Origin of the sequence: Isoptericola sp. NPDC058082, assembly GCF_042885055.1 — a bacterium.
In the GTDB taxonomy this organism is placed as follows: domain Bacteria; phylum Actinomycetota; class Actinomycetes; order Actinomycetales; family Cellulomonadaceae; genus Isoptericola.
This window is the reverse complement of record NZ_JBHVSQ010000003.1, coordinates 363921-389319: the sequence shown is the minus strand read 5'-3', so window position 1 is coordinate 389319 and position 25399 is coordinate 363921. Positions and strand designations below refer to the sequence as shown.

26 protein-coding genes, 5 tRNA genes and 1 pseudogene are annotated in these 25399 nt (G+C 73.7%); 13 read left to right on the top strand and 19 right to left on the bottom strand.

The window, feature by feature from the left end; translation table 11 throughout:
* The first annotated feature begins 135 nt into the window (after positions 1 to 135).
* On the top strand, positions 136 to 516 hold the full coding sequence (locus ACFVS0_RS06875; protein ID WP_430549785.1) for a winged helix-turn-helix transcriptional regulator: 381 nt from the start codon (positions 136 to 138) through the stop codon (positions 514 to 516).
* A 26-nt stretch (positions 517 to 542) separates the two neighbouring features.
* Here the strand turns inward: ACFVS0_RS06875 and ACFVS0_RS06870 are convergent.
* Positions 543 to 776, bottom strand: a pseudogene (locus ACFVS0_RS06870) (group I intron-associated PD-(D/E)XK endonuclease); the annotation flags it as partial.
* A 68-nt stretch (positions 777 to 844) separates the two neighbouring features.
* On the opposite strand from ACFVS0_RS06870, the gene ACFVS0_RS06865 reads away from it, so the two are divergent.
* From ACFVS0_RS06865 to ACFVS0_RS06850, 4 genes are all read left to right on the top strand, one after another.
* Positions 845 to 918 (top strand) — tRNA-Arg (locus ACFVS0_RS06865).
* A gap of 205 nt (positions 919 to 1123) precedes the next feature.
* A complete protein-coding gene (locus ACFVS0_RS06860; RefSeq protein ID WP_430549784.1) occupies positions 1124 to 1303 on the top strand; it encodes a hypothetical protein in 180 nt (59 codons plus the stop codon).
* A gap of 154 nt (positions 1304 to 1457) precedes the next feature.
* A complete protein-coding gene (orn, locus tag ACFVS0_RS06855; protein ID WP_430549783.1) occupies positions 1458 to 2096 on the top strand; it encodes an oligoribonuclease in 639 nt (212 codons plus the stop codon).
* A gap of 71 nt (positions 2097 to 2167) precedes the next feature.
* A tRNA-His gene (locus tag ACFVS0_RS06850) sits at positions 2168 to 2240 on the top strand.
* Positions 2241 to 2336: 96 nt separating this feature from the next.
* Here the strand turns inward: ACFVS0_RS06850 and ACFVS0_RS06845 are convergent.
* The 3 genes from ACFVS0_RS06845 to ACFVS0_RS06835 form a co-directional block, all read right to left on the bottom strand.
* A complete protein-coding gene (locus ACFVS0_RS06845; RefSeq protein ID WP_430587522.1) occupies positions 2337 to 2669 on the bottom strand; it encodes an ArsR/SmtB family transcription factor in 333 nt (110 codons plus the stop codon).
* On the bottom strand, positions 2666 to 3139 hold the full coding sequence (locus tag ACFVS0_RS06840; RefSeq protein WP_430549781.1) for an SRPBCC domain-containing protein: 474 nt from the start codon (positions 3137 to 3139) through the stop codon (positions 2666 to 2668). The genes ACFVS0_RS06845 and ACFVS0_RS06840 overlap by 4 nt, the downstream gene beginning before the upstream one ends.
* 64 nt (positions 3140 to 3203) lie before the next feature.
* Positions 3204 to 4424 (bottom strand): MFS transporter, encoded by a 1221-nt coding sequence (locus ACFVS0_RS06835; RefSeq protein WP_430585101.1) that lies wholly within the window; start codon positions 4422 to 4424, stop codon positions 3204 to 3206.
* A gap of 174 nt (positions 4425 to 4598) precedes the next feature.
* Here ACFVS0_RS06835 and ACFVS0_RS06830 point away from each other — a divergent pair, with 174 nt between their 5' ends.
* The 3 genes from ACFVS0_RS06830 (at position 4599) to ACFVS0_RS06820 (ending at position 7053) form a co-directional block, all read left to right on the top strand.
* A complete protein-coding gene (locus ACFVS0_RS06830) occupies positions 4599 to 4985 on the top strand; it encodes a DUF1801 domain-containing protein (RefSeq protein ID WP_430549779.1) in 387 nt (128 codons plus the stop codon).
* 77 nt (positions 4986 to 5062) lie between these two features.
* Positions 5063 to 6343: an MFS transporter gene (locus tag ACFVS0_RS06825; protein WP_430549778.1), complete on the top strand. Its 1281-nt coding sequence runs from the start codon at positions 5063 to 5065 to the stop codon at positions 6341 to 6343.
* Positions 6340 to 7053 (top strand): ankyrin repeat domain-containing protein, encoded by a 714-nt coding sequence (locus ACFVS0_RS06820; RefSeq protein WP_430587521.1) that lies wholly within the window; start codon positions 6340 to 6342, stop codon positions 7051 to 7053. Before ACFVS0_RS06825 ends, ACFVS0_RS06820 begins: the two co-directional genes overlap by 4 nt.
* Positions 7054 to 7074: 21 nt before the next feature.
* On the opposite strand, the gene ACFVS0_RS06815 is transcribed toward ACFVS0_RS06820, so the two are convergent.
* Together ACFVS0_RS06815 and ACFVS0_RS06810 are read right to left on the bottom strand one after the other, a co-directional pair.
* Positions 7075 to 7980: a RimK family alpha-L-glutamate ligase gene (locus ACFVS0_RS06815; RefSeq protein WP_430587520.1), complete on the bottom strand. Its 906-nt coding sequence runs from the start codon at positions 7978 to 7980 to the stop codon at positions 7075 to 7077.
* A 9-nt stretch (positions 7981 to 7989) separates the two neighbouring features.
* The gene (locus tag ACFVS0_RS06810; RefSeq protein ID WP_430549775.1) at positions 7990 to 9030 is read right to left on the bottom strand and encodes an ABC transporter ATP-binding protein; all 1041 of its coding nucleotides are present in this window, start codon (positions 9028 to 9030) and stop codon (positions 7990 to 7992) included.
* A 96-nt stretch (positions 9031 to 9126) separates the two neighbouring features.
* Here ACFVS0_RS06810 and ACFVS0_RS06805 point away from each other — a divergent pair, with 96 nt between their 5' ends.
* From ACFVS0_RS06805 to ACFVS0_RS06795, 3 genes are all read left to right on the top strand, one after another.
* Positions 9127 to 9807, top strand: a complete 681-nt coding sequence (locus ACFVS0_RS06805) for an ABC transporter permease (RefSeq protein WP_430562644.1) — start codon at positions 9127 to 9129, stop codon at positions 9805 to 9807.
* A complete protein-coding gene (locus ACFVS0_RS06800; protein WP_430549773.1) occupies positions 9804 to 10517 on the top strand; it encodes an ABC transporter permease in 714 nt (237 codons plus the stop codon). Before ACFVS0_RS06805 ends, ACFVS0_RS06800 begins: the two co-directional genes overlap by 4 nt.
* A gap of 119 nt (positions 10518 to 10636) precedes the next feature.
* Positions 10637 to 11674, top strand: coding sequence for a glycine betaine ABC transporter substrate-binding protein (locus tag ACFVS0_RS06795; RefSeq protein ID WP_430549772.1), 1038 nt, complete (start codon positions 10637 to 10639; stop codon positions 11672 to 11674).
* Between the two features lie 65 nt (positions 11675 to 11739).
* Here the strand turns inward: ACFVS0_RS06795 and ACFVS0_RS06790 are convergent, their stop codons facing one another.
* The 10 genes from ACFVS0_RS06790 to ACFVS0_RS06745 form a co-directional block, all read right to left on the bottom strand.
* A complete protein-coding gene (locus ACFVS0_RS06790) occupies positions 11740 to 13383 on the bottom strand; it encodes a cation acetate symporter (RefSeq protein WP_430549941.1) in 1644 nt (547 codons plus the stop codon).
* A 5-nt stretch (positions 13384 to 13388) separates the two neighbouring features.
* Positions 13389 to 13736 (bottom strand): DUF485 domain-containing protein, encoded by a 348-nt coding sequence (locus ACFVS0_RS06785; RefSeq protein WP_430549771.1) that lies wholly within the window; start codon positions 13734 to 13736, stop codon positions 13389 to 13391.
* A gap of 152 nt (positions 13737 to 13888) precedes the next feature.
* Entirely contained in the window at positions 13889 to 14668 is a 780-nt protein-coding gene (gene trmB, locus ACFVS0_RS06780; protein ID WP_430587519.1) for a tRNA (guanosine(46)-N7)-methyltransferase TrmB, read from the bottom strand.
* Positions 14669 to 14703: 35 nt separating this feature from the next.
* Complete coding sequence (locus ACFVS0_RS06775) at positions 14704 to 15120, bottom strand: pilus assembly protein CpaE (RefSeq protein ID WP_430549769.1); 417 nt, start codon at positions 15118 to 15120, stop codon at positions 14704 to 14706.
* A 17-nt stretch (positions 15121 to 15137) separates the two neighbouring features.
* Entirely contained in the window at positions 15138 to 16418 is a 1281-nt protein-coding gene (locus tag ACFVS0_RS06770; protein ID WP_430587518.1) for a HupE/UreJ family protein, read from the bottom strand.
* Positions 16415 to 20392 (bottom strand): metallophosphoesterase, encoded by a 3978-nt coding sequence (locus tag ACFVS0_RS06765; protein ID WP_430587517.1) that lies wholly within the window; start codon positions 20390 to 20392, stop codon positions 16415 to 16417. The genes ACFVS0_RS06770 and ACFVS0_RS06765 overlap by 4 nt, the downstream gene beginning before the upstream one ends.
* Positions 20393 to 20594: 202 nt before the next feature.
* Positions 20595 to 20670 (bottom strand) — tRNA-Lys (locus ACFVS0_RS06760).
* An 88-nt stretch (positions 20671 to 20758) separates the two neighbouring features.
* A tRNA-Lys gene (locus ACFVS0_RS06755) sits at positions 20759 to 20834 on the bottom strand.
* 113 nt (positions 20835 to 20947) lie between these two features.
* Positions 20948 to 22150: an acyl-CoA dehydrogenase family protein gene (locus tag ACFVS0_RS06750; RefSeq protein WP_430587516.1), complete on the bottom strand. Its 1203-nt coding sequence runs from the start codon at positions 22148 to 22150 to the stop codon at positions 20948 to 20950.
* Between the two features lie 41 nt (positions 22151 to 22191).
* Positions 22192 to 22488 (bottom strand): GroES family chaperonin, encoded by a 297-nt coding sequence (locus tag ACFVS0_RS06745; RefSeq protein ID WP_429762689.1) that lies wholly within the window; start codon positions 22486 to 22488, stop codon positions 22192 to 22194.
* Between the two features lie 166 nt (positions 22489 to 22654).
* Between ACFVS0_RS06745 and ACFVS0_RS06740 the strand changes: the two genes are divergently transcribed.
* Positions 22655 to 23161 carry a peroxiredoxin gene (locus ACFVS0_RS06740; protein WP_430587515.1) on the top strand — a complete coding sequence of 169 codons (507 nt, stop codon included), beginning with the start codon at positions 22655 to 22657 and terminating at the stop codon, positions 23159 to 23161.
* A 21-nt stretch (positions 23162 to 23182) separates the two neighbouring features.
* Here ACFVS0_RS06740 and ACFVS0_RS06735 read toward each other — a convergent pair whose 3' ends face one another.
* Complete coding sequence (locus tag ACFVS0_RS06735) at positions 23183 to 24268, bottom strand: GNAT family N-acetyltransferase (RefSeq protein ID WP_430587514.1); 1086 nt, start codon at positions 24266 to 24268, stop codon at positions 23183 to 23185.
* Positions 24269 to 24298: 30 nt separating this feature from the next.
* On the opposite strand from ACFVS0_RS06735, the gene ACFVS0_RS06730 reads away from it, so the two are divergent.
* The gene (locus ACFVS0_RS06730) at positions 24299 to 24799 is read left to right on the top strand and encodes a MarR family winged helix-turn-helix transcriptional regulator (protein WP_430549763.1); all 501 of its coding nucleotides are present in this window, start codon (positions 24299 to 24301) and stop codon (positions 24797 to 24799) included.
* A gap of 20 nt (positions 24800 to 24819) precedes the next feature.
* Here ACFVS0_RS06730 and ACFVS0_RS06725 read toward each other — a convergent pair.
* Positions 24820 to 24902, bottom strand: a tRNA-Leu gene (locus ACFVS0_RS06725).
* An 86-nt stretch (positions 24903 to 24988) separates the two neighbouring features.
* Positions 24989 to 25366: a thioredoxin gene (gene trxA, locus ACFVS0_RS06720; protein WP_430549762.1), complete on the bottom strand. Its 378-nt coding sequence runs from the start codon at positions 25364 to 25366 to the stop codon at positions 24989 to 24991.
* Between the last annotated feature and the right edge of the window lie 33 nt (positions 25367 to 25399).

Genomic DNA, 25399 nt, shown 5'->3' with positions numbered 1-25399 from the left:
GTGCTCCTCTGGTGCGTCGTGCCTTGTGGTGATGCCGCTGTGCCTCCATGCTCTGGGGGTACGGAGACGCTGAGAAGTACGCACTAATTACTGCGGTACTTACCTCGAGGGAAGTACCCCGGCCGAGGAGCACCCATGACCGTCAGCACCCGCCGCGGCCCCTACGTCTGCGGCATCGACGCCGCGCTCGACGTCGTGAGCGGCAAGTGGAAGGGCCTCATCCTCTGGGAGCTCGAGGAGCACGGCGTGCGCCGCTTCGCCGAGCTCCGCCGCGGCCTGCCCGGCGTGAGCGAGAAGATGCTCACCCAGCACCTGCGCGAGATGGAGGCCGACGACCTCGTGGTGCGCACCGTCTACGCCGAGGTGCCGCCCCGCGTCGAGTACGCGCTGACCGAGCACGGCCGGGCGCTCAACGACGCGCTCGCCCCGCTCGGCACCTGGGGCTCCGAACGCATCCGGCGCGAGGGTCGCGAGCTGGTCGACCACGCCGACGCGGCGGCGATGCCCCGGCCCTGACCTGTCACGGGCGCCGTTGCGCGAGGACGGCAAGGTCTCGGAACGTGGCGGCGTCGAGCACACCGTTGCGCTGACCCGTAGTAGCACTCGTCGGTCTCGGGACAGGAGATGCAGACGACGTCGATCGCGGTCTTGTCCGTCGGCGTGGCGTGGGTGCCCTGGCGGTCGTTCCAGACGGATCGGACGTGGACGGTGACCGCGCCGGCATGGGCCTTCGCCACGCCAAGATCGCCCTTGTCCTTGTCGATGGGTCTTCCCATGCTCCGCGACCAGGGGCGCACCCAGCACGGTCGTGACCAGCACCGACTGGGCTAAACTCTGGTCGCTTGCCTCCGTAGCTCAGCTGGATAGAGCGGGTCACTTCTAATGACCGGGTCGCGGGTTCGAATCCTGCCGGAGGCACCGATACGCAACGGCGGCATGTGGCCGACACCGACGTCGCGCCACCCCGCCGGCGTGATGACCTGGGAAAAAGCCGTGCGCCCGATGACGACGTCCCGGCAGACTCTTTCCTGCACCGCGGTGACGCGCGGCCGGTCAGACACCGGTCGCACGGGTGGTCCCTGGCCCGGACCGACGACCCCACGTCACGAAGGACACCATCACCATGTTTCCCCCGGAGAACCTGCTTCTCGTGCAGGTCATCCAGCGCGAACGCCTCGAAGAGGCCGAACGCGAACGCACCGTCCGCCGACTGCAGGAGCAGCGCAAGCAGCGCCGGCAGCCGCACGCCCGTCGCCCGCGCACCGGTCTCTCCCGGTCGCTGTTCGACCGGCTGACCGCATGACACCCGCCGGGCGAGCGCCCGCCGGGTACCGACCCGGCGGTGACACCGCCACGAGGGCCCCGCGGCCCGGACCGTTCCCCGAACGTTCCGGAGCAGCGGGGCCCTCGTCATGTCCCCCGCCTTCCCCCCGGCGCGCGGACCGTAGGCTGGCCCCGTGAGCCCCGCGAACCCGAACGAACGCATCGTGTGGATCGACTGCGAGATGACCGGCCTGGACCTGCGCGCCGACGCGCTGGTCGAGGTCGCCGCCGTGGTCACGGACTCCGAGCTGAACGTGCTCGGCGAGGGGGTGGACGTCGTCGTCGCGCCTCCCGCGGAAGCCGTCGAGCAGATGAACGACTTCGTCCGTGACATGCACACCTCGTCCGGCCTCATCGAGGAGTTCTCCGGCGGCATGACCCTCGCCGACGCCGAGCAGGCGGTGCTCGACTACGTGCGCGAGTGGGTGCCCGAGCCGGGCAAGGCGCCGCTGGCCGGCAACTCCGTCGGCACGGACAAGATGTTCCTCGACCGGGACATGCCCGAGCTGGTGGGGCACCTGCACTACCGGATCGTCGACGTGTCGTCGATCAAGGAGCTCGCCCGCCGCTGGTACCCGCGCGTGTACTTCGCCGCCCCCAAGAAGGACGGCGGCCACCGCGCGCTCGCGGACATCCTGGAGAGCATCGACGAGCTCCGGTACTACCGCGAGGCGCTGTTCGTGCCCCAGCCGGGGCCGGACACCAAGACGGCACGCGCGGTCGCCGAGCGCGTCAGCGAGACGTCCGTCACCCGGCACCGCACGGAGGCCTGAACCGCCCCGCGGAGCATGTACACTTTTCGACGGCCCGGTGCTTCGGCTTCGGTCGCAGTCACAGGGCCATGGTGGCTATAGCTCAGTCGGTAGAGCGCCTGGTTGTGGTCCAGGAGGTCGCCGGTTCAAGCCCGGTTAGCCACCCCGATGCGGCGGGGTCCGAGAGCGACCAGAGAGATTTCTCTGGTCCCCTCGGACCCCGCCGTTCGTCATTCCCGGACCTTGTCCGCCACGAGCGCGTCAGAGGTTCTCGGCGACGTGCTGGAGCGCGGCGAGACGGCGGTCCCATGCGGCGCCGATGGCGTCGAGACGCCGGGCGGTGGCGCTGAGCCGCGTCCCGATGACCCGGTACCGCACCTCGCGCCCGACCTGGACCGTCTCCACGAGGCCGACCTCGTGCAGCACCGCGAGATGCTTCGTGATGGCCTGCCGGGTGACAGGCAGGCGCCGGGCGAGGGCGGACGCCGAGGCGTCGCCCTCGCCGAGGGCGGCCAGGATGCTCCACCGCGTCTCGTCGCCGAGCGCGCTGCACATCGCGACCACCGTCCCGTCCGCCGGCGACCCGCCGCTCATGCGCGGCCCTCGACCAGGTCGACGAGCTTGTCGAGCTCCCCGTCCCAGCCGTCACGGTGGTCGGCCATGAGTCCCACCGGGTCACCGGTGCGCTCGAACCCTGTCTCGACCACGGTGAGCCGGGTGCCGCCGACGGCCTCCTCGAGCGTGAACGTGAACACCGTCGCCCGCGGGTCGTCGACGGTCCTCGGCAGCGGGCCGTCCTCGTTGCACCACCGGTAGGACACCTCCGACGGCGGGTCGAACGTCTCGACCCGGATGGGGACCCGGCGCTCCCCCGGCCAGCCCACGGTGCCGGCGGCGCCGGCACCGCCGCCGTCGAGGACGAGCCGGCCGAACCACTGCGAGATCAGCTCGGGCTCGGTGACGGTGCGCCAGACCTTGTCGCGAGACGCCTGGATGTGGATCGTGCGTCGCACGCTGAAGGTGTCGGCGTCGACCACGGCCTGAGGGTTCCGCGCGCTCTCCATCTGCTTCTCCTTCTCTTGTCGCGCTCTCGTCGTGCTGTCGTCGTGCTCTCGTCGCGCTCGGCGGTCAGTGGACGGTCGCAGGCTCGGGCTCCCGCGGCAAGGGCGCGGGCCGCAGGGCGCGGCTGGCGATCGCGGCAACGATGGACAGCGCGGCGAGGGCCGCGGCGGTGAGCACCGCCGCCGGGACGCCGCCCACGTCGATCATCCGCCCTCCGAGGAAGGCGCCGACGGCATCGCCGAGGTTGCCGGCCGACGCGGGCAGCGACGCCGCGAGGATCGCGCCGGGCCCGGCGAGGTCCTCGACGCGGTGCTGCCACGGGCTCGTGACTCCCGCGCCGCACACGGCCAGACCGGCCGTCGCGGCGACCGCGATCACCGGGCTGACGCCCGCGACGCCCATGGCGACGAGCGACGCCGTCACGCCGACCGTGCCGAGCGTCAGGGCGCGCGCGGCACCGGCGTCGGCGAACCTGCCGCCGCCGAAGGAGCCGACCGCAGCAGCGATCCCGAAGCCCATCAGGCAGACCCCGATCCACGGCCCGGAGACCCCGGCCATCTCGTCCAGGAACGGGACGAGGTAGGTCTGCGCCGCCGAGGCGCCCGCGAACAGGAGGACGCCCACGGCGAGCACCGCCAGCACGCGCGGGGCCAACGCGGACCTCAGCTGGCCCAGCAGCCCGACCTCCGTCCCGGCGGGCACCCGGGGCACCACGACCAGGGCGACCAGGAGGACCGCGGCGGCCGCGAGGACGACGGCGAGGAACGACGCACGCCAGCCCACGGCCTCGCCGAGCAACCGGCCCAGCGGCATCCCCACCGCGCCGGAGACGGCGAACCCGGAGATCACCACGGCCATCGCCCGACCGACCCGCTCGCGGGGCACGATCGAGGTCGCCGTGGTGATCGCCGCCGCGATGAAGAGCCCTTCCACGGCACCGATCGCGACCCTGGCGGCGACGAAGGCGTCCAGGCCGGCTCCCAGGGCGGGCAGCGCGTTCAGCCCGGTGAACACGGCGAGCGCGGTCAGCAGCACCGGCCGCCGGTCGAGCCGGGCGGTCAGGAAGGTCAGCGTCGGACCGCCGACCGCGATGCCGAGCGCGTTCGCCGACACCAGGACGCCCACGGCCGACAGCGGTACGGCCTGGTCCACGGCGATCAGATCGAGCATGCCCATCACGAGCATCTCGGCACACCCCGTCACGAACGTCCCCGCGAACAGCACGCCCAGGGCGAGCGTCACCCGTGAGCGGCCGACCTGCGGACGACGACTCTGTCGATCACTCATCGGAACCCCTCCTCATCATGCAACTCTACGGTTGCATAACACAGTCGCACGACCTTCGGTCACTATGCAACCCCTCGGTTGCAGATTTCTCGCCACGCTCGGTCGCCCCGGGCGGCGAGCGACGACCGCACCCCCGTCCGGCACGGAGCGAGCGGCGCCGCTAGCGTCGGCACCATGGGCGACGACCGGCGGGACGACGTGGCCGCGGTGCTGGAGGGCCTCGCTCCCCCGGTGCTCGCCGTCACCGCGCGACTGCGCTCCCTCGTGGCGGAGGCGCTGCCCGACGCCGTCGAGGAACCGGACCCGTCGGCCCGCCTCCTCGGGTACACCTACCGGCCCGGCACGTACGTGGGGCTGATCGCGGCGGTGGCGCCGTACCGCGCGCACGTGAACCTCTTGCTCGCGCGCGGCGCCGAGCTGGCGGACGACGACCCGCACGGGCTCCTGGAGGGCACCGGCAGGCGGGCGCGGCACGTCACGTTCCGCACCGAGGAGGACGTCGACCGGCCGGGCGTCCGCGAGCTCCTGCTCGCCGCGGCACGGCGCACCCCGCGCCCCTGACCTCGACTCCGGCGTCCCGGTATACCATCGTCCCGGCCGCGGGACGCGGTCCCCGACCCGAAGGAGACCCCGCCGCCGTGGCACGACAGTCCGTTCCCGCCCGACCGAGCGGACCCTCCGGCGCGTTCTCCTCCCTCCGGGGCAACCGCCCCTTCCAGCTCCTGTGGGCCTCGAACCTGTTCTTCTTCGGCGGCGTCTGGACGCAGACGCTGGTGCTCGGGTGGCTCGCCTACGAGCTCACCGGGTCCGAGCTCCTCGTCGCCGTCTACACGGCGGCTCGGCTGGCGCCCATGCTGCTCGGACCGGTCGCGGGGGCGCTCGCCGACCGCTACGACCGCGTCCGCCTCCTGCTCGTCGCCTGCACCTGGGCCACCGGCGCCGTGGCCGTGGTCGCCGCCCTCGCGACCGCCGACCTGCTGCCGTACTGGGCGCTCGTCGCGGGCGGCTTCGCCATCGGCATCGCCCAGTCCCCCTCCCAGCCGGCCCGGATGTCGCTGGTCCTCGACCTCGTGGGCCGCGAGAACCTCTCGAACGCGAACGCGCTGAACTCGATGGCGATGAACATGACGCAGGTGATCGGGCCCGCGCTGGGCGGCGCCATGATCGCGGCGATCGGCGCGCCCGCGGCCCTGTGGGTCTCCACCGCCTGGTACGTGGCGTCGCTGCTGCTCATGCTGCCGCTGCGACGCCTGCGCACCCGCACCGGCCCGGGCGGCCACGCCTCGACGTCGGTGCTCGCCATGGTCGCGGGCGGCTTCCGCGCCGTCGCCGGGAACCGCCTCGCCGTCGCCGTCCTGCTGGTCACCCTGGCCGCGAACATCTTCCTGTGGCCCGTGTTCCAGTCGTTCATGCCCGTCTTCGCGGCCGAGTCGTTCGGGCTCGACGCCGCGGGCCTGGGCGCGCTGCTGACGTGCGCAGGCGTGGGCGGCCTCGTGGGCTCGCTGGTCATCGCGGCGCTCGGCGACTTCCGGTTCAAGGGCGCGCTGTTCGTGCTCGGCACGACCGTGTGGGGGCTGGCCTGGGCCGCCTTCTCGCTGGCCACGTCTCCCGCCCCCGCGTTCGTCCTCATGGCCGTCATCGGGCTGGCCAGCGCGGCGTTCGGCGTGCTGCAGACCACGCTGCTGCTCATGGTCACCGAGCCCGCAGTGCACGGTCGCGCGCTCGGCCTGCAGGAGCTCGTGATCGGCGTCATGCCCGCCGCGACGCTCGCGATCGGTGCCGTCGCCGAGCGGGTCGGGGTGCCGCACACCGCGCTCGGCGCCAGCCTCGCGCTGGTCGCGTGCCTGGTCGTCCTCATGCTCGCCGTCCCCGCCCTGCTGCGGATCGGCCGCACCGACGACGCCGAGGCGGGCGCGTGAGGCGCCTCGCGGCCGCCGCGGTGCTCGGCGTCTCCCTCGCGGCCGCGCTGGGCGGCTGCACGACGCCCGAACCCGACCCGTCCGACCCGTCCGAGGCCCGCGTGTCCTCGACCCCCGGCGCCCCGACCGGCGCCGCCCTGCACCGCGCCGTCGCGGACGACGACGCCGCCGCCGTCGCCACCGCGCTGCACGAGGGCGCCGCCGTCGACGCCCGCGACGCCGACGGGCGCACCCCGCTCCTCGCCGCCACGCGGCAGGGCTCCGCCGGGCTCGCCCGCCTGCTGCTGGAGGCCGGCGCCGACCCCGACGCGCAGGACCGCCTCCAGGACTCGGCGTTCCTCTACGCGGGCGCGGAGGGCCTGGACGACATCCTGCGGCTCACCCTCGAGCACGGCGCCGACGTGACGAGCACCAACCGGTTCGGCGGCACCGCGCTCATCCCCGCGAGCGAGCACGGGCACGTGTCGACGGTCCGCATCCTGCTGGACGCCGGCGTGCCGGTGGACCACGTCAACGACCTGTCGTGGACGGCGCTGCACGAGGCGATCGTCCTCGGCGACGGGTCGGCCGACCAGGTCGAGGTGGTGCGCCTCCTGCTCGACGCGGGCGCCGACCCCACGGTCCGCGACGGGCAGGGCGTGCTCCCCCGCGACCTGGCGGCCTCCCGCGGCTACGACGCGATCGTCGCCGAGCTCGACCGCGGGCGCTGACGCCCCGCCCGGGGCACGGGTTCAGGCCCGCGCGACGATCGCGTCCGCGAACGCGTCGAGGGTGGCGGCCGTGCCGGCGTGCTGCATCCACAGCGACGGCTCGGTGAGCTCGAGCTCGATGACCATCGGCGTGCCGTCGTCTCCGGTCACGAGGTCCACGCGGGCGTAGAGGAACGGCTGCTCGCCGCCGACCTGCTCCCGCGCGACGGCGAGCGCCTTCTCCGCGACGTCGACCTGCTCGGGCGTGGCGGTCGCGGGCTCCATCCGCTCGGCGGCGTAGAGCGCCTCGCTGGCCTCGGCCGGACCGGTGAGCAGCGCGTGCTTGCGCACCGCGTGCCGCAGCTCGCCGTCCACGAAGACGAGCCCGGTCTCGCCCGTGGTGTCCACCGACGTCACGTACGGCTGGATCATCACCGCGCGCCCCTGGTCGAGCAGGTCCACCGCGTGCTTGATCGCCAGCGCCCGCGACTGCGCCGACACCGGCTGGTAGCGGCCCGCGTCCTGGGCGCCGGCGCTGACCACCGGCTTCACGACGAAGTCGCCGAAGGCGGGCATCCGCGTGTGCACCGCGCGCTTCGACAGGTGCCGGTCGGGGTCGAGCCAGATCGTGGGGATGACGGGCACGCCCGCCTCCTCGAGGGTGCGCAGGTAGCCCTTGTCGGTGTTCCAGGCCAGCACGTCGGCCGAGTTCTCCAAGCGCGGCACGCGGCGCGCCCAGGCGAGGAACTCGTCGCGCCGGGGCGAGTAGTCCCAGGTGGAGCGCACGACGACGAGGTCGTACACCGACCAGTCGACGTCGGGGTCGTCCCACACGACGGCCTCGGCCACCACGCCGCGCTCGGTGAGCGCCGCGAGCAGCGGGCGGTCGTCGCTGTCGAGGCGGGGCAGGGCGGAGCAGGTGGTGAGGCCGATGCGCGTCGTGGTCACGCGCCGAGCCTAGTCGGCGGCGGCCGCTGCGCCCGCTGCGGGGGCCGCGGCGTCCGCGGCACGGCGCAGGCCGCCGAGGATGCCGGCCGCGGTGAGCGACCCGACGACGGCGCCGTCGTCGTCGACCACCGGAACCCGCCCCTGGGACGACGTCGGCAGCGCGGCCACGGCCTCGAAGGCCTCGGCGAGGCTGGCGCCCAGGGGCACGGCCGGCGGCGCGGGCTGCACGACCAAGGACGCGTCCTCCAGGTCCGCCCGCTCCACGGCCGCGAGCGCGAGCATCCGCTGGTGCGCGCCGGCGCCGACGAAGTCCCGCACGCGGTCGGTCGCGGGGTGCGCGAGGACGGTCAGCGGCGAGGCGACCTGCTCCAGGTGGCCGCCGCGGGAGAGCACCGCCACCCGGTCGCCCAGGCGCACCGCCTCGTCGACGTCGTGCGTCACCAGCACCACCGTGGAGCCGACCTCCGCGAGGATGCGCGACACCTGGTTCTGCAGGTCCCGGCGCCGCTCGGGGTCGACGGCGCCGAACGGCTCGTCCATGAGGAGCACGGGCGGGTCGGTGGCCAGGGCGCGGGCGACGCCGACGCGCTGGCGCTCCCCGCCCGAGAGCTGGTGGGGGTAGCGACGGCCGTACTGCGCCGCGGGGAGGCCGACGAGGTCGAGCACCTCGTCGACCCGGTCGCGCACCCGCTGCCGGTCCCAGCCGAGCAGCCGGGGCACGGTCCCGACGTTCGCGGCGACCGTGCGGTGCGGCAGCAGCCCGACGTCCTGGATGACGTAGCCCGTGCGGCGGCGCAGCGCCACGGGGTCCATCTGCGTGACGTCCTCGCCGTCCACGAGGACGCGGCCCGACGTGAGCTCCACGAGGCGGTTGATCATCCGCAGCGTGGTGGACTTGCCGCAGCCGGAGGGGCCCACCAGGGCCAGCACCTCCCCGGGCTCCACGGTGAGGCTCAGGCCGTCGACCGCGACCGTCCCGTCCGGGTAGGCCTTGCGGACGGCGTCGAGCTCGATGCCGGCGGACAGCCGGGCGGGGGCGGGGGTCGGCATGGTTGCGAGGCTATCGAGGCGGTCCCACACGCCGGCCCGCGGCACGCCGGTGCGCCGCCCGGGCCCGCGTCGGGGGCTGCGGCTACGGTCGAGCCCATGGTCACCGCCGTCGCCACCGCCGCGGACAACCCGTGGTTCTCCTGGTCGTACGTGACCGACAACGCCGACGTGCTGTGGGCGCGCACCACCGAGCACGCGCTGCTGACGATCGAGGCGGTCGCCATCGCCGCGCTCGTCGCGATCCCCCTGGGGCTGCTGGCCTCGCGGGTGCGCTGGCTCGCCGGGCCCCTGCTCGGCACGGCCGCGATCCTCTACACGGTGCCGTCGCTCGCGCTCTTCGCGATCCTCGCGCCGATCATGGGCATCGGCCGCCAGCCCGTGCTGCTCGGCCTCGTGCTGTACGCGCTGCTCGTCATCCTGCGCAACACGGTCACCGGGCTCGACGGCGTGGACCCGGCCGCCGTGGACGCCGCCCGCGGCGTGGGGCACGGCCCGCTGCAGGTGCTGGCCCGGGTGCGGCTGCCGAACGCGCTGCCCAGCATCGTCGCCGGGCTCCGGCTCGCGACCGTCACGACCGTCGCCCTCGTCACGGTCGGGGTCGTGGTGGGCTACGGCGGCCTGGGACAGCTGATGTTCCAGGGCTTCCGCAACAACTTCTACCGGGCGGAGATCCTCACGGCGACCCTCGCCTGCGTGCTGCTCGCCCTCGTCCTCGACCTCGTGCTGTGGGCCGCCGGACGCGCGCTCACCCCCTGGCTGCGCGGGAGGTCCGCATGAGCGTCGCGGCAGCACCCGTCGCCGCTGCCGAGGGCACCGGCGTCGTCGGCGAGGCGATCGCCTACCTCAACGACCCCCTGAGCTGGACGGGGCCCGGCGGCATCCTCGAGCTCGGCCGCGAGCACCTGGCCCTCACCGGGGCGGCCGTGCTCGTCGCGGCGGTCGTGGCGCTGCCGGTGGGCGCGTGGCTGGGCCACGGCCGCCGGGGCGGCGGCGTCACCGTGTGGCTCACCAACGCCAGCCGCGCCGTCCCGACGCTCGGCATCATCCTGCTGCTCGCCACGGCGGGCCTGTTCGGCGACGGCGCCACCGTCGTCGCGGCGGCGCTGTTCGCCGTCCCGGTGCTGCTCGTCAACACGTACGAGGGCGTGCGCGGCGCGGACCCGTCGGCGCGCGACGCCGCGGTGGGCCTCGGCATGCCCGGCAGGCAGGTGCTCACCCGGGTCGAGCTGCCGCTCGCCACGGCCCTGGTGGCCGCGGGGGTGCGCACCGCCGTCGTGCAGGTCAGCGCCACCGTGCCCCTCGCCGCGCTCGCCGGGGGCGGCGGCCTCGGGCAGATCATCGCGCTCGGGATGGGCACCCAGCGCTACGGCCAGGTCCTCGCCGGCGGCGTCCTCGTCGCGGCCCTGGCCCTGGTGCTCGACGGCGTGTTCGCCGTCGTGCAACGCCTCGTCACCCCCGCACCCCTGCGCGCCGCCGCCCGGCGGTGACCGTCGATCCGCCACAAACCGGTTGCCACCACCGGACCCCCGCGGTCGAATGGGGCGGTTCCCCCTCATCTCCACCCGCACCACCCACGCCGGTCCCCCTCCCACGGACGGAGAGCACGATGACCCTCCATCGCACGACCCCCCTGCGCCGCACGACGGCCGCCCTGGCCGCCGTCGTCGGCGCCACCGGGCTGCTCGCCGCCTGCGGCGACCCCGGCTCGGCCGGTGGCGGCGGATCCACGTCCACCGCCTCGGCCGCCGCGGCGACCTGCGAGGCCGTCCCGGGCGACGCGCTCGTGGTGCTCGAGGACGACAAGAAGCTGCAGACGGTCGACAACATCATCCCGGCCGTCAACGCCGACCTCGCGTCCCAGGCGCCCGACCTGATCCCGCTGCTCGACACCGTGTCGGCCGCGCTCGACACCGACACCCTCATCGGCCTCAACAAGGCGGTCGACATCGAGCGCCAGACGTCGGAGGACGTCGCCGCGAAGTTCGTCGAGGACGCCGGGCTCGCCGCCGACGACGCGTCGCAGGGCGAGGGCGTCACGGTCGCGATCGGCGCCGCGGACTTCGCCGAGAGCGCCACGCTCGGCAACGTGTACGCCGACGTGCTCAAGAGCGCGGGCTACGACGCGACCGTCACCACGATCGGCAACCGCGAGACGTACCTGCCGGCCCTGCTCGAGGGCAAGCAGGTGCAGATGGTGCCGGAGTACGTCGGCACCCTCACGGAGTTCCTCAACAAGGACGCCAACGGGGCCGACGCCGAGCCGGTGGCGAGCGGCGACCTCGACGCGACCGTGGCCGCGCTCACCGAGCTCGGCGACGCGGCGGGCCTGACGTTCGGCGCCCCGTCCCCCGCGCAGGACCAGAACGCGTTCGCCGTGACGCAGGCGTTCGCCGACGAGCACTCGCTCACCACCCTCACCGACCTCGCCGAGGCGTGCGGCGGGCTGGTGCTCGGCGCCGGCCCGGAGTGCACGGAGCGGCCGTTCTGCCAGCCGGGCCTCGAGGAGACGTACGGCCTGACGTTCTCCGAGTTCCGCTCGCTGGACGCGGGCGGCCCGCTCACCAAGGCGGCGCTGCAGAAGGGTGAGATCACCCTGGGCCTGGTGTTCAGCTCCGACGGCTCGCTCTCGACGTCGGCGGGCTGACCCGCTCCCGGACGGACGAAGGGCCCCGAGCGAGCTCGGGGCCCTTCGTCGTGCCGGGAGTGCCGTCAGTGCTTGGCCACGGCCTTCTCGGCGCCGGCGCCGGTGAGGGAGCGGACCTCCATCTCGGCGAACTTCTCCGGGTGCGGCTTCTCCTTCGACAGGAAGGTGCCGACGATCCCGAGCAGGAAGCCCAGCGGGATGGACACGAGGCCCGGGTTCGTCAGCGGGAAGACGTCGAAGTCCGCCGACGGGAACATCGCCTTCTCGTTGCCGGACACCGTGGGCGACAGGACGATCAGCACGATGCACGAGACCAGCCCGCCGTAGATGCTCCACAGCGCGCCCGAGGTGTTGAACCGCTTCCAGAACAGCGAGAACACGATCGTCGGCAGGTTGGCCGAGGCCGCCACCGCGAACGCGAGCGCCACGAGGAACGCGACGTTCTGGTTCTGGGCGAAGATCCCGCCCACGATGGCGATGACGCCGATCACGACGACGGTCCAGCGCGCGATCCGCACCTCGGAGTCGGGGTTGACCTTCCCCTTCTTGATGACGTTGGCGTAGATGTCGTGCGAGAAGCTCGCCGCCGCGGTGATCGTCAGCCCGGCCACCACGGCCAGGATGGTCGCGAAGGCGACCGCGGAGATGAGCCCGAGCAGGATCTCCCCGCCCAGGGCGAAGGCGAGCAGCGGAGCCGCCGAGTTCACGCCGCCGGGGGCGTTGTTGATCGCCTCCGGCCCCACCAGCGCGCCCGCGCCGTAGCCGAGCACCAGGGTGAACAGGTAGAAGATGCCGATCAGCCAGATCGCCCAGACCACCGAGCGTCGCGCCTCCTTGGCCGTCGGCACGGTGTAGAAGCGCATGAGCACGTGCGGCAGGCCTGCCGTGCCGAGCACCAGGGCGAGCGCGAGCGACAGGAAGCTCAGCTTGGACGTGCCGTCCACGCCGTACTGCTTGCCGGGCTCGAGCAGCGCCTCGCCGCCCTCGCCCGCCGCGTCGACCGCGCCGCCGAGCAGGCTCGAGAGGTCGAACCCGAACTTGGCCAGCACCCAGACGCTCATGATGGCGGCGCCCGCGATGAGGAGCACGGCCTTGATGATCTGCACCCAGGTGGTGCCCTTCATCCCGCCCACCAGCACGTAGAGGATCATCAGCGCACCGACCACGGCGATGACGAGGCTCTGACCGGCGCGGCTGTCGACGCCGAGCAGCAGGGCCACGAGGCCGCCGGCGCCGGCCATCTGGGCGAGCAGGTAGAAGAAGACCACGAGCAGCGTCGCGAGGGCGGCCGCCATCCGCACCGGCCGCTGGCGCAGCCGGAACGACAGCACGTCCGCCATCGTGAACTTGCCGGTGTTGCGCAGCAGCTCCGCCACCAGCAGGAGCGCCACCAGCCACGCGACGAGGAACCCGATCGAGTAGAGGAAGCCGTCGTACCCGTTGAGCGCGATGGCGCCGCAGATGCCGAGGAAGGACGCCGCCGACAGGTAGTCGCCCGCGATGGCGGTCCCGTTCTGCGGGCCGGTGAAGTTGCGGCCGCCGGCGTAGAAGTCGGCGGCGGACTTGTTCTGCCGGGACGCCCGGAACACGATCACCAGGGTGACCAGGACGAACGCCCCGAAGATGCCGATGTTCACCCAGGGGTTGCCGATGTCCGTGGCCTCGGCGGCGGAGACGACGGGGGTCCCCGCGAGGGACTCGGTCAGGATGCCGCTCACAGCTCGCCCTCCTCGATCTCACGGCGCAGCGCGTCGGCCCGCGCGTCGAACCTCTTGTTCGCCCAGCGGGCGTAGAGCATGGTGATCACGAACGTGGAGACGAACTGGCCGAGGCCGAACAGCAGCCCCACCGTGATGTTGCTGTCGCCCAGCCGGATGCTCATGAAGTCGTGGGCGTAGTTGGCGAGCAGGACGTAGACGAAGTACCAGACGAGGAACAGCGCCGTCATCGGGAACACGAAGTTCCGGAAGGCGCGTCGCAGCCCCTGGAACTCGTCCGACCGCTGCACCCTTTGGTACTCGGTCTCTCCCGGTGGTGGCTCCGCGGTGGACAGGTCGCTCATGATGCCTCCGTTGGCTCAGGCGTCCGACGGGGCCACGCTGCCCCGCTCGATAACGATTCGCGTGGCACACCTTGCTAGAGCCGGGCCGTGTGGCGCAAGTCACTTCGCGGGCGCGTCCCCAGGTCGGGGGCGCGTCCGTCCCGGCGCAGGGCTCAGCGGCGCACGTACTCCAGGTCGGTCGCGCCCCGGCCCGCGGCGGAGCCCTTCTTCTCGAAGCTCGTGAGCACGCGCCCCTCGAACCGCGGCGCGCGCTCCCCCGGGCCGTGGGCGTTGCGGAAGTCGTCGGAGGCCTCGAGCACCTCGCGCATCTGGTCGGCGTAGTGCGACCAGTCGGTGGCGAGCCGCCACACGCCACAGGGCCGCAGCACGCGGGCGACGACCTCGGCGAACGCCGGCGTGACGAGCCGCCGCTTCTGGTGACGGGACTTGTGCCACGGGTCCGGGAAGAAGACCCACAGCTCGTCGACCGACGCCTCCGGCAGCGCCGTGGCCAGCAGCTCCGCGGCGTCCGCCTGGACCAGGCGCAGGTTGTCGAGCTCGTTGCCCGGCGCGCCGCCGTCCCGGCCCGGGTCGGCGCCGGCGTGGCCCGCGCGCACGATGGTCTGCGCCAGGCCGGGCGTGTACACCTCGACGGCCAGGTGGTCGCGCTCGGGGTGCGCGGCCGCGGCGGCGACGATCGCCTCGCCCTGGCCCGACCCGATCTCCACCACCAGCGGGGCGGTGCGACCGAAGACCTGCACCGGGTCGAACGTCCAGGACGGGTCGACCGAGGTCACCGCGGCGCCGCGCGGCACGTCGACGAGGTACCGGTCTCGGCGGGTGTCCCACGCCTTGCCCTGCGCGGTCGTGAGACGCGCGCTGCGGCGCACGAAGCTCACGGGCTGGCGGCGGTAGCGCGGGTCGACGGGCTCGGACGTCACGGGATCGGGCACGCCCCCAGGGTAAGCGGGCGGCCGGGCACCGGAGCTCAGACGCTGAGCTCCACGAGGGCGAGCAACGCCGCGCCGTACGCCTCGGCGGGATCCGTGGCCGTGAAGGTCCGCGGCTCGCCGAGCAGCTCCACCTCGACCTCGTAGCCCTCCGCCTCCCCCTCGCCCGTGCGGGTCAGCCCGCGGAAGGTGGAGCGCAGCAGCTCGCGCAGCTGGTCCTCGCGCGGCAGCCACAGCGCGTCCTCGATGGCCACGGAGTCGAGCGCCCACTCGGTGGTGCCGTTGAACCCGAGGATGGTGCCGGTCGGGTAGTCGTGCGCCTCGATCGTCATCGTGCTGACGGTGAAGACGTCGGCGGACAGGTCGGCGGCGTCGATGCGGAACCGGTCGCCGTCGGCGGGCCGCCACACCAGCCCGGCGTCGCGCAGCCGGGCCGCGAGCTCGGTGGAGATCATCGCCCCATCCTGGACCCTCACCCGAGCCCGAGCACCCGCTGCACGAACCAGACGAGCCCGACGACGGCGACCCCGGCCGCCGCGACGCCGGTCGCCCACCGCGCGGCGCGGGGCGCGCGCCGTCGCAGCAGCACGAGCAGCGGGAAGAGCGCGGCGATGATGCCGAGCTGCACGGCCTCGATCCCCACGTTGAAGGCCAGCAGCGACCCGAGCAGCCCCCACGACCAGGGTTCGTCGAGCCCCAGGGCCCCGGCGAACCCCAGCCCGTGCACGAGGCCGAAGGCGAACACGACGGCGAGCCGGGTGACGTCGGACCGCGACAGGTCGTGCCAGCGCCGCCGGACCTGGCGACGTGGCTCGGTCGCGACGTCGACCAGCGCGCCGAGCCGCGGCGGCGCGCCCGGCCGCACGGCCCAGAGGTGCCCCGCGGCCACGGCGGCGATCGAGAGCGCGATGACCGGCTCGACCACCGCCCCGGGCGCGCTCACGGCACCGGTCGCCGCGAGGAGGAACGTCACGGAGTGCGCCACGGTGAACGACGTCGCCACCAGGACGACGTCGCGCAGGCGCCGGGAACCGACGATGAGGGCCAGAAGGAAGAGCAGGTGGTCGGGGCCGAGCAGCAGGTGCTCCGCGCCCAGCACGAAGAACTCCCCCAGCCGGTGCCACGTGCCCTGCCCGCCCGTCGTGACGGTCGGGTCGGACGGCGTGAGCACCGCCGAGCCCTCCTCGCCGTCGAGGTCGTAGGTCACCATCGTCTCGGTGGTGTGCACGAACGACTCGGTGTCCGGGAACAGGGCGCTGAACAGCGCGTGCGTCCCTGTCCCCTCCTCGTCCCGGGTGGGGCACGCGTAGTCGAGCACGACCGTGGCGAAGGCCTTCCCGCCCCGGTCGACGACCGTGGGGTCCGCCGCGAGCGCCGGGGCGCAGAGGTCGTCGCCCGCCGCCACCTGGAAGCGCTCGGTGACGTAGGCGGCGACCTCGTCGGCGTGCTCGGCGAGCTGGGCCTCCTGCGCGGCCTCGCCGCGGGCGTCGTACGCCTCGGCCGTGAGCCACGCGGACTTCATGAGCAGGTCGTACTCGAGGTCGAGCTCGACGTGCACGTCGGCGGCGGCGCCCGCCGTGACCCGCGCGTAGGCGTCGGTCGTGGCGTCGTGTGCCGCGGCCGGACCGGCCGTGCCGACCATGCCGACCGTGCCGACCACCGTGCCGACGGCCGTGCCGACCACGGTGAGCCCGAGGGCCGCCAGGACGGCGCCGCGACGCGACGCCGTCCTGGCCGGGGTGGTGGACGTCACCGCTTGCCGCCCCGGGCGGTGAAGAAGGCCGGCTCGGCGGCGGTGACGCCGCCGCCGCGCGTGGTGGCCGTGACGATCCACGCGTACTGCGTGTCCCGCTTCAGCCGGTCCCAGCGGACGGACGCGACGTCCCCCGAGGTCACGGCCTTCGTCCCGATCACCCGGGTCGGCGCGTAGACGGCCAGCGATTCCGTGACCAGCGACGTCGTGCGGGTGGTGAGGTCCACCGGGAGCACGGCGTTGTCGGCCGTCGAGTCGTAGCGGGCGTCCGGGTCCCACTCGTCGGCCCCGAAGTCGTCGAGGAGGGGCGAGTAGGTGTCGACGCTCATCTCGGCCCGGTCGACGTCGAACTGCAGGAGCCGGAAGTACGAGGCGCCGAACCGCAGCCGCTCGGACGGGTCGTAGCCCCCGATCGAGCCGAGGCCCACGCGCTGCGCGGGCACCGTGAACGCCTGGTAGTCCGCGAGGAGCTCCACGACGCCGTCCGCGATCTCGCCGACCTTCGGCTTGACGTTGGTCGTGACGCCGTGCACGTGCCCGGCGAGGACGAGGAACACGTTGTCGTTCGGCTCGACCACGTACTTGTACAGCGGCGAGCCGTCCGGGGCGGCGAAGCCCGCGTTCCGGCCGTCCTTCTGCGTGCTGGCGGCGAGGTACGCGTGGGTCATGAGGATGCCGTTGCGGTCGGAGTACCGCTCGAAGACCCCGTCGGCCCACTCGGCCTCCTCGCGGGTGACGCCGTACCCCATGCCGACGGCGACGAAGTCCAGCCCGCCCGCGGAGAACAGGACGTAGTGGTTGGAGTTGTCGCCCTCGCGCCAGGAGCGGTACTCGGCGTTCTCCCAGGACGCGGCCGCGGCCTCGTACCGGTCGGGGCCGAAGTACCGGTTGTACAGGTCGGCGCCGCCGTCCGCCCCGGACCAGTTGTCGTGGTTGCCCGCGACGGCGGAGTTGGGGATGCCGTCGATCGTCGCCTGCTGACGGGACGAGACCTCGAACTCGCCCGTGACCTGGTCACGCATGGCGTCGTCCTGCGGCTCGCGGATGTTGTTCTCGATGAGGTCACCGGTGTGCGAGACGAACGAGATCTTGCGCTCGTCGGCGTTCTCGGCGATCCACCCGGTCACCCCCGCGTACGCGGACTCCCAGATCTCCCGCTCCTCGGCGGTCTCCTGCTCCACCGCGCCCTCGGACAGGTACTGCGTATCCGTCAGGTGCGCGATGGAGAAGTCGTAGTCCGCCGGGTCGGCGAAGCCCTCGGCCCCGGCGTCGAGGTCGTCCGCGAACGGGTCCGTGGCCGTCACCATGACGTGCACGACGCCGCGGTCGCGGTGCTCCGGCCCGGCCGGCGCCACCAGCACGGTGTCGCCGTCGGCGGAGCCGCGCGACGCCGCGAGCGCGTCCCAGGCCTTCGCCTTCGTGTCCCACACCAGCAGCGAGATCTCGCGCGCCGGGTCGGCGGTGCCGCTCCAGCGCACCACCGGGCGCTCCTCGCGGGACTTCACCCGGACGTCGAAGCGCTGGTAGGCGACGGCGTCGGCCTGCGGGGAGGCGAGGGTCTTCCCGTCGCCCGCGGCCAGGCCCTTCGCCGAGACCTTCTTCGCGCCGCGGGGGTCGAGCTCCGTCGGGACGGCGTCGGCCGTGCCCTGCCGGACCTCACCGGGCAGCAGCACGTCCGCCTGCGCGAACGTCGCCGTGACGGTGCCGTCGTCCGGGCCGGCGACGCGGGCCGACAGCGTCACCGGCGAGTCGACGTCCGTCGTCCCGCGGGCGGGGGCGAGGTCGGTCGGCACGTCGGGCACGCCGGCGCTGGTGAAGGTGATCTCCCGCGTCGCCGCGTTGCCCAGCGAGTCCGCGACCGCCACCTCGAGGATGTGCTCACCCGCGGGCAGCCCCGGGCCGACCGGGGCACCGAGCGCGACGGCCTCGCCGTCGAGCGCGACCTGCGCGTCCCCGACCACCCCGTGCGCGTCGTCGAGCTCCACCGCGAGCGGCACGGCGGACGTGATCCGTGCGCCGTCGGCCGGGACCGAGGACGCGACGCGCGGTGCGGAGTTGTCCGTCTCCAGCACGCGCGTGGCGGTCTCGCCCGTGGTGGACGCCGCCGCGAGCTCGTGCTCCCCGTCCGTCAGGTCCGCGGTGTCCACGTCCGCGCGCAGGCCGCGCGCCGGGGCGTCCACCAGGAAGTGCAGGTCGATCTGGCGGAAGGAGTTGAGGTTCGAGCCGCAGGTGCCGTCGCCGAGCCCGTACGACGCCGCCGCGTTCTGCTGCCGCGCCGTGCCGTCCGCCGGCGTCAGGACGACGTCCGAGACGGTGAAGTCGTCGAGGTTGCAGTCGTTCTCGAAGGCGCCCGTGACCACGTCGATCTCGTTCCACCCGGGCAGGAGCCACTCGTTGGGGAAGGTGATCTCGCCGCGGCCGCCGACGATGGTCTGGTCGATGCGGCGCTCGATGCCGTTGATGCGCAGCAGGTTCTGCGCCGACCCGTCGAGCGAGTTGGAGCCGACGACGAACGACACGGTGGCCGCACCGTGCCCGAGCGCCGGGAACGAGGTCTCCGCCGGGGCGTCGATCGTCCACGTCAGGTCGACCTTCGGCAGCGCCGTGCTGCTGGAGCCGCAGCTCCCGTCGCCCATGGCGTAGGTGGTCTGCAGGTCGGCCGGCGGGGTGACGGTGCCGTCGGCGACGCTCAGGGCGAGGTTCGACGCCGCGAAGTCGTCGAGGTTCGCCCCGCACGACGCCGAGACGTCACCCGCGACCAGCGCGATCGTGTTCGCGCCGGGGCGCAGCAGCCGGTTCGGCACGCCCACCTGGACGCGCTCGGAGACCAGGTCGCGGCCGCCCTCGCCGCGCAGGTCGAGCCGGGTGCCGTTGACGAGCAGGTGGTTCTGGTAGCGGGTCTCGATCGCGTTCGTGCCGACGTCGAACGCGAACACGGACACCCCCTCGCCCAGGGTGGCGGGCCCCGCGACGGGTGCGCCGTCGACGGTCAGCGACGCGGTGCCGCCCTCCCCGTCCGCGGGGGTGGACGCCGTGACGGTCTGCACGCCGCGCGTGAGCGTCCCGTCCTCCGGGGCGAGCGCCGGGGCGCCGACCGGGGAGTTGTTCACGCGCACCGTGTGCGCGGCGGTCGCCCCCGAGCGGGTCGTCGCGACCACCTCGTGCGCGCCGTTGGCGAGCGTCGTCGTGTCGACGTCGGCGGCGAGCCCTGCGGTCGCACCCGGCGCGGCCTCGACCTCGAACGTCGCCGTCGCCTCCTTGACGTAGGAGGTGTTGCTGCCGCAGGAGCCGTCGCCCATCGAGTACCCGAAGGAGTTCCCGGCGTCACCGGCGGTCTCGCCGAGCAGCTCGAGCTGCAGCTCCGAGACCACGAAGTCGTCGAAGTTCACGCCGCAGGACGAGTCCAGGCCGCCCGCGTGGATCTCGACCGTGTTGGTGCCCTCGACGAGCCACTCGTTCGGCACGGGCACGGAGACGCGCTCCGACACCCAGGTGCGGTCCTGCTCGACGCGGTGGCCGTTGACCACGAGGTAGTTGCCGAACGCGACGTCGGCGGAGTTGCTCCCGACGTCGAACGTCAGGGCGGACGTGCCCGTCGTCGCCCCGAGGCCGGTCAGGTCCGCGCCGTCGATGGTGATCCGGCCGACCGGGTCGCCCGCGGTGGTCGGGTCGGCCGCGAACCGCACGGTGCCCTCCAGGTGGGCGCCGTCCGCCGGGGTCAGCGTGGGCGCGGTGCCCGGCTCGGCGGGCTTGCCCGGCTTCTTCCCGCGCTCCGAGGACCCGGGCCTGCTCTCCGGCCAGCCGGGGAACCCGGGGAACCGGTCGTCGGCCCTCGTCGCCGCTCCCGGGTCGGGGGTCGCGGGCACCGCCGCCGCGGCGGGCACGATGCCGGCGGCGGGGACCGCGAGCGCCGTCGCCACCACGCAGGCGGCGAGGGTGGACGCGCGCAGGCGTCCTGAGGGGTTCGGCCGCATCAGCGTGCCGTCCTTCCTGTCGTCGATGAGGGAAGGGCGCTCCCGCCAGGCAGCCCGGGCTCACCCGGGACCACAGCGTGGTGGCGGCGGGTGAACTCTCCGGTGCGTGCCGGAGGCGACAGGGAGAACTCTGGACGACCACTGGACGCCACCTGCCCCCGGCACGACGAAGCCCCGCCCGGCGGTGCCGGGCGGGGCTTGGTGGTGCGCCATCAGGGACTCGAACCCCGAACCCGCTGATTAAGAGTCAGCTGCTCTGCCAATTGAGCTAATGGCGCTTGGTGGTGCATGGCCAGAGGACGCCCGCAGGCTCGCACCGGAGAGGTCCTCACGCGACGAGGTCCCCGCGGTACGGGGACCTCGTGCTGGTGCGCCATCAGGGACTCGAACCCCGAACCCGCTGATTAAGAGTCAGCTGCTCTGCCAATTGAGCTAATGGCGCTGGCGGTGAGAAACATTACCAGCCGCGCGGGGCTGCCGGGAAACCGTCGTGGCCGGTCAGGGCTGTGACCTCCGCGACAGGCCACGGCCGGGCCGCGACCGGTCGCCCGCGCGTCACTGGAACGCCTGGTGGCCGGTCAGGTGCCGGCCCAGGATCAGGGTGTGCACCTCGTCGGTGCCCTCGTAGGTGCGGACCGACTCGAGGTTCGCGGCGTGCCGCATCGGCGAGTGCTCCAGAGTGATGCCGTCGCCCCCGAGCACGGTGCGGGCGGTCCGGGCGACCTCGATCGCGGACCGCACGTTCGCGAGCTTGCCCGCCGATATCATGTGCGGCTCCAGCCGCCCGGCGTCCTTCAGCCGCCCGAGCCGCAGCGCGAGGAGCTGCGCCCGCGACACCTCCAGGGCCATGTCGACGAGCTTCGCCTGCGTGAGCTGGAACGCCGCCAGAGGGCGGCCGAACTGGACCCGCTCCCCCGCGTGCCGCAGCGCGGCGCCGAGGCTGTCGCGCGCGGCACCCGTCGCGCCCCACGCGATGCCGTAGCGCGCCTCCGCCAGGCAGGCGAACGGCCCCGCCAGGCCGGGGTGCTCCGGCAGGATCGCGTCCGCGGGCAGCCGGACGTCGTCGAGCACGACGTCGCACTGGACCGACGCGCGCAGCGAGAGCTTCGGCTCGATCGGCGTCGCGGCGAACCCGGGCGTCGTCGTCGGGACCAGGAAGCCGCGCACGCGGGGCCGGGCGTCGTCGTCCGGGTCGACGGCGCGCGCCCAGACCACGGCGACGTCCGCCACCGACGCCAGCCCGATCCAGCGCTTACGGCCCGACAGCACCCACGCGTCGCCGACGTGCGTCGCCGTCGTCGTCATCGAGGCGGGGTCGGAGCCGGCCCCGGGCTCGGTGAGCGCGAAGCAACCGATCGTCTCGCCCGCCGCCATCCCCGGCAGCCAGCGTTCCCGCTGCGCGGGCGACCCGTGCTTCGCGATCGCCGTCATCGCGAGCGAGCCCTGCACCGACACGAAGGTGCGGATGCCGGAGTCGCCCGCCTCGAGCTCCGCCATCGCCAGGCCGTACTCAACCGCCGACCGGCCCGCGCAGCCGTACCCGTGCAGGTGCATGCCGAGCAGCCCGGCCTCCGCGAGGCGGGGCACCAGGTCGAGCGGGAACACCCCGTCGGCGAACCAGCGCGCGACGTGGGGGCGGACGTGCTCGTCGACCAGCGCGCGCACCCGGTCTCGGGTCTCGCGCTCGGTCGGGCTCAGCTCGTCGTCGAGCGCCAGCAGGTCGAGGGGGTCCGCGGTTCGGGCGTCGTCGCCGGTCATGCGCCCACCGTAGCGACGGCGGGCAGGGTCGCCAGGCGACGTCAGAGGTACAGGCCGGTCGCGCCGCCCTCGTCCTCGGTCTCGGTGACGCCGTGCACGTCGCGCTCGCGCAGCAGCACGTAGTCGGTGCCGCCGAGGTCCACCTCGGCACGGTCCTCCGGGTCGTACAGGACGCGGTCGCCCACGGCGACCTGCCGCACGTGCTCGCCCTTCGCCACCACCTGGGCCCACGCGAGGCGCTTGGCCCCGGCCGCCGTCGCGGGGATCACGAGGCCCGCCGTCGACTGCCGCTCCGCCGAGTCGACCTCCGGCTGCACCAGCAGCCGGTCGTGCAGCATGCGGATGGGCAGCGGCTTGCTGTCGGGCGTGGAGCGGGGTGCGCGGTCGGTCACGGCTCCACGCTAGACGACGGCGGCGTTTAGGCTCGACGCCGAGCGCGCGCCCGCGACCGTCTCGTGAACCCGGTCGCCGCGCCCCGCACGTACTCGACACCAAGGAGCACCCGTGACCCGTCTCGCCGTCGGCGACGCCGCCCCCGCCCTCGAGCTTCCCGCCGTCCTGCCCGAGCCCGCCGGCACCGGGCACACCACCGGCACCTACTCCCTGGCCGACACGCTTGCCGAGCCCGGCCTCAAGGGCGTCGTCGTGTACTTCTACCCCGCCGCGATGACGCCGGGCTGCACCACCGAGGCGTGCGACTTCCGCGACTCCCTCGCCTCGCTGCAGGGCGCCGGGTACGCCGTCGTCGGCGTCTCGCCCGACGGCGTCGACAAGCTCGCGAAGTTCGCCGAGCGCGACGCCCTGACGTTCCCCCTCCTCGCCGACACCGAGCACGAGGCCCTCGAGGCCTGGGGCGCGTGGGGAGAGAAGAAGAACTACGGCAAGACGTACGTGGGCGTCATCCGCTCCACCGTCGTCGTCGACCCGGACGGGAAGGTCGCCGTCGCGCAGTACAACGTCAAGGCCACCGGCCACGTCGCCCGGGTGCGCAAGACCCTCGGTCTGGACTGAGCGCCGCCGGGCGCCGCGTCCTCACCGTGCGAGCGCGGCGCTCGGGGACGGCACGGGCTTGCCGAGCCGGACGACGCCGTCCACGGCCCCGCCCTCGCGCGCGAACCCCTCGCTCTCGTAGAGGCGGAGGTTGCGCTCGCTGCGCGCGCCGGTGCTGAGCACCACCCGCTCGAGCCCCGGCTCGAGGTCGGCCTGCGCACGGCGCAGCAGCCATCGACCGACGCCGGCGCCGCGCAGGTCGGGGACGACGGCGAGGCGGCCCACGTGCACGGTGCCGTCGTCGTGCCGGGTGCGGACCATCCCGAGCAGGCGCCCGTCGCGCCACAGCCCGGTCGCGCGCCACTCGGTCAGCCAGCCACGCACGTCGTCGAGGCTCTCGTGCAGGGGGCCCAGCGCCAGGGTGTCGTTCGCCAGCGCCTCGTCGACCCAGCAGCAGCGCTGGAGCACCACCACCTCGGCGGCGTCGCCGGGCGTGAGGCGCCGGAGGTAGGAGCCGGGCACCGGCCCCTCGACGGCGTCGTCGTCCGCCGCCTCTCGCAGCGGACGCAGCGCCTGGGCCAGCCGGGCGACCTCGCCGAGCACCCGGGCGGCCGCGCCGTCCCACCGCGCGTCGGGCCGGACCCGGCCGTCCACGACGGCGTCCCCGATCCGGAGCGCGACGGTCGCGCCGAGCGGCACGAGCCGCAGCGTGGTCACGACCTGCTTGGCGTGCTGGACGGAGCGGGTCCCGGCCGACGTGTTGCCGTAGCTGACGAAGCCGATCGGTTTCCAGGCCCACTCCCGGCCGAGGTAGTCCAGCGCGTTCTTGAGCGTGGCCGGCATGCCGAAGTTGTACTCCGGCGTCACCGCGACGACACCGTCCACCGAGTCCACCAGCGCGCTCCACTCCCGCGTGTGCCGCTGCCGGTAGACGCCCGACGACGGATGCTCCTCCTCGTCGAGGAGCGGCAGGTCGAGCTCCCCCAGCGACACGGGGACCAGCTCGACGCCGAGGTCCTCCGCGAGCGGCGCGACGGTGCGGCCGAACCACTCCGCGACCGCCGGGCCGAGGGCCGTGGGCCGGGTGCTGCAGGTGAGGAGCATGATGCGCACCGAATTCGTTGACATGTCAATGAACCTAGGTCCTAGGATGATGACATGTCAACGACTTCGCGAGACCGACGGCCCGGGTCGGCCGCGCCCTGGCTCGACGAGGACCAGGAACGTGCCTGGCGGGCCTTCCGGCGGATGACGACCTCCGTCCGCGCGGACACCGCGCGGGATCTCGCCGGTACCGGCCTCTCCGAGCCCGACTACGAGGTGCTGAGCACGCTGGTCGAGCGACCGGGAACCACCAGCACGCTGCACGAGCAGGCCACGAAGATGGGGTGGTCGCGCAGCAGGCTGTCGCGGCACGCGAGCCGCATGGAGAGCCGGGGGCTCATCGCCCGGGCGCCCGACCCCGCGGACGGCCGGGGCTGCCTGCTCTCGCTCACGGCGACAGGTCGCGAGGCGCTGCGCGACGCGACGCCGACCCACCTGGAGTCCGTCCGCCGGCGGTTCGCCGACCGCCTCGACGCGGACGACCTGCGCGACCTGGTGCGGATCGCGGACAAGCTCGGCGACGAGCACGGGACGGCCGCTCCCCTCGGCGGCTGACCGCGTCGGGAGGGCCCGGGTGCCGGAGACGGGGGTCGAACCCGCACGCCCTGAGGGCACGGCGATCTAAACGCCGCATGTCTGCCAATTCCATCACTCCGGCCGAGCGCCGGTCAGTCTAGGCGACGCACGACGGCCGCCCCGGGGATCCCGGGGCGGCCGTCGCGTGTGCTGCGGGTGGTGCGGCGATCAGGCCTGCGGCGAACCGTTGTTCGCGGCGGCGATCTGGGCGCGCACGTCGTCCATGTCGAGGCCCTTGACGGCCTCGACGACCTGCTTGAGCGCGGGCGCGGGCAGCGCGCCGGCCTGGTTGAAGACGAGCACGCCCTCGCGGAACGCCATGAGCGTCGGGATGGCGCTCACGCCCGCGGCGGCGGCGATGCGCTGGTGGGCCTCGGTGTCGAGCTTCGCGTGCACCACGTCCGTGTTCTCCTCGGACGAGGCCTCGAAGACGGGACCGAACTGCTTGCACGGGCCGCACCACTCGGCCCAGAAGTCGACCAGCACGATGTCGTTGTCGGTGACGGTCTTCTCGAACGTGTCGTCGGTGAGCTCGACGGTGGCCATGGGTGTCCTTCCGATGGGGGTCTCCTCGGCACA

Bases quoted from the DNA above. Each gene is read 5' to 3' on its own strand.
- ACFVS0_RS06875 (WP_430549785.1), top strand. From the start codon at position 136: ATGACCGTCAGCACCCGCCGCGGCCCCTACGTCTGCGGCATCGACGCC.
- ACFVS0_RS06860 (WP_430549784.1), top strand. From the start codon at position 1,124: ATGTTTCCCCCGGAGAACCTGCTTCTCGTGCAGGTCATCCAGCGCGAA.
- ACFVS0_RS06845 (WP_430587522.1), bottom strand. From the start codon at position 2,669: ATGAGCGGCGGGTCGCCGGCGGACGGGACGGTGGTCGCGATGTGCAGC.
- ACFVS0_RS06840 (WP_430549781.1), bottom strand. From the start codon at position 3,139: ATGGAGAGCGCGCGGAACCCTCAGGCCGTGGTCGACGCCGACACCTTC.
- ACFVS0_RS06835 (WP_430585101.1), bottom strand. From the start codon at position 4,424: ATGAGTGATCGACAGAGTCGTCGTCCGCAGGTCGGCCGCTCACGGGTG.
- ACFVS0_RS06830 (WP_430549779.1), top strand. From the start codon at position 4,599: ATGGGCGACGACCGGCGGGACGACGTGGCCGCGGTGCTGGAGGGCCTC.
- ACFVS0_RS06810 (WP_430549775.1), bottom strand. From the start codon at position 9,030: ATGCCGACCCCCGCCCCCGCCCGGCTGTCCGCCGGCATCGAGCTCGAC.
- ACFVS0_RS06805 (WP_430562644.1), top strand. From the start codon at position 9,127: ATGGTCACCGCCGTCGCCACCGCCGCGGACAACCCGTGGTTCTCCTGG.
- ACFVS0_RS06800 (WP_430549773.1), top strand. From the start codon at position 9,804: ATGAGCGTCGCGGCAGCACCCGTCGCCGCTGCCGAGGGCACCGGCGTC.
- ACFVS0_RS06795 (WP_430549772.1), top strand. From the start codon at position 10,637: ATGACCCTCCATCGCACGACCCCCCTGCGCCGCACGACGGCCGCCCTG.
- ACFVS0_RS06785 (WP_430549771.1), bottom strand. From the start codon at position 13,736: ATGAGCGACCTGTCCACCGCGGAGCCACCACCGGGAGAGACCGAGTAC.
- ACFVS0_RS06775 (WP_430549769.1), bottom strand. From the start codon at position 15,120: ATGATCTCCACCGAGCTCGCGGCCCGGCTGCGCGACGCCGGGCTGGTG.
- ACFVS0_RS06765 (WP_430587517.1), bottom strand. From the start codon at position 20,392: ATGCGGCCGAACCCCTCAGGACGCCTGCGCGCGTCCACCCTCGCCGCC.
- ACFVS0_RS06750 (WP_430587516.1), bottom strand. From the start codon at position 22,150: ATGACCGGCGACGACGCCCGAACCGCGGACCCCCTCGACCTGCTGGCG.
- ACFVS0_RS06745 (WP_429762689.1), bottom strand. From the start codon at position 22,488: ATGCTGCACGACCGGCTGCTGGTGCAGCCGGAGGTCGACTCGGCGGAG.
- ACFVS0_RS06735 (WP_430587514.1), bottom strand. From the start codon at position 24,268: ATGTCAACGAATTCGGTGCGCATCATGCTCCTCACCTGCAGCACCCGG.
- ACFVS0_RS06730 (WP_430549763.1), top strand. From the start codon at position 24,299: ATGTCAACGACTTCGCGAGACCGACGGCCCGGGTCGGCCGCGCCCTGG.
- trxA (WP_430549762.1), bottom strand. From the start codon at position 25,366: ATGGCCACCGTCGAGCTCACCGACGACACGTTCGAGAAGACCGTCACC.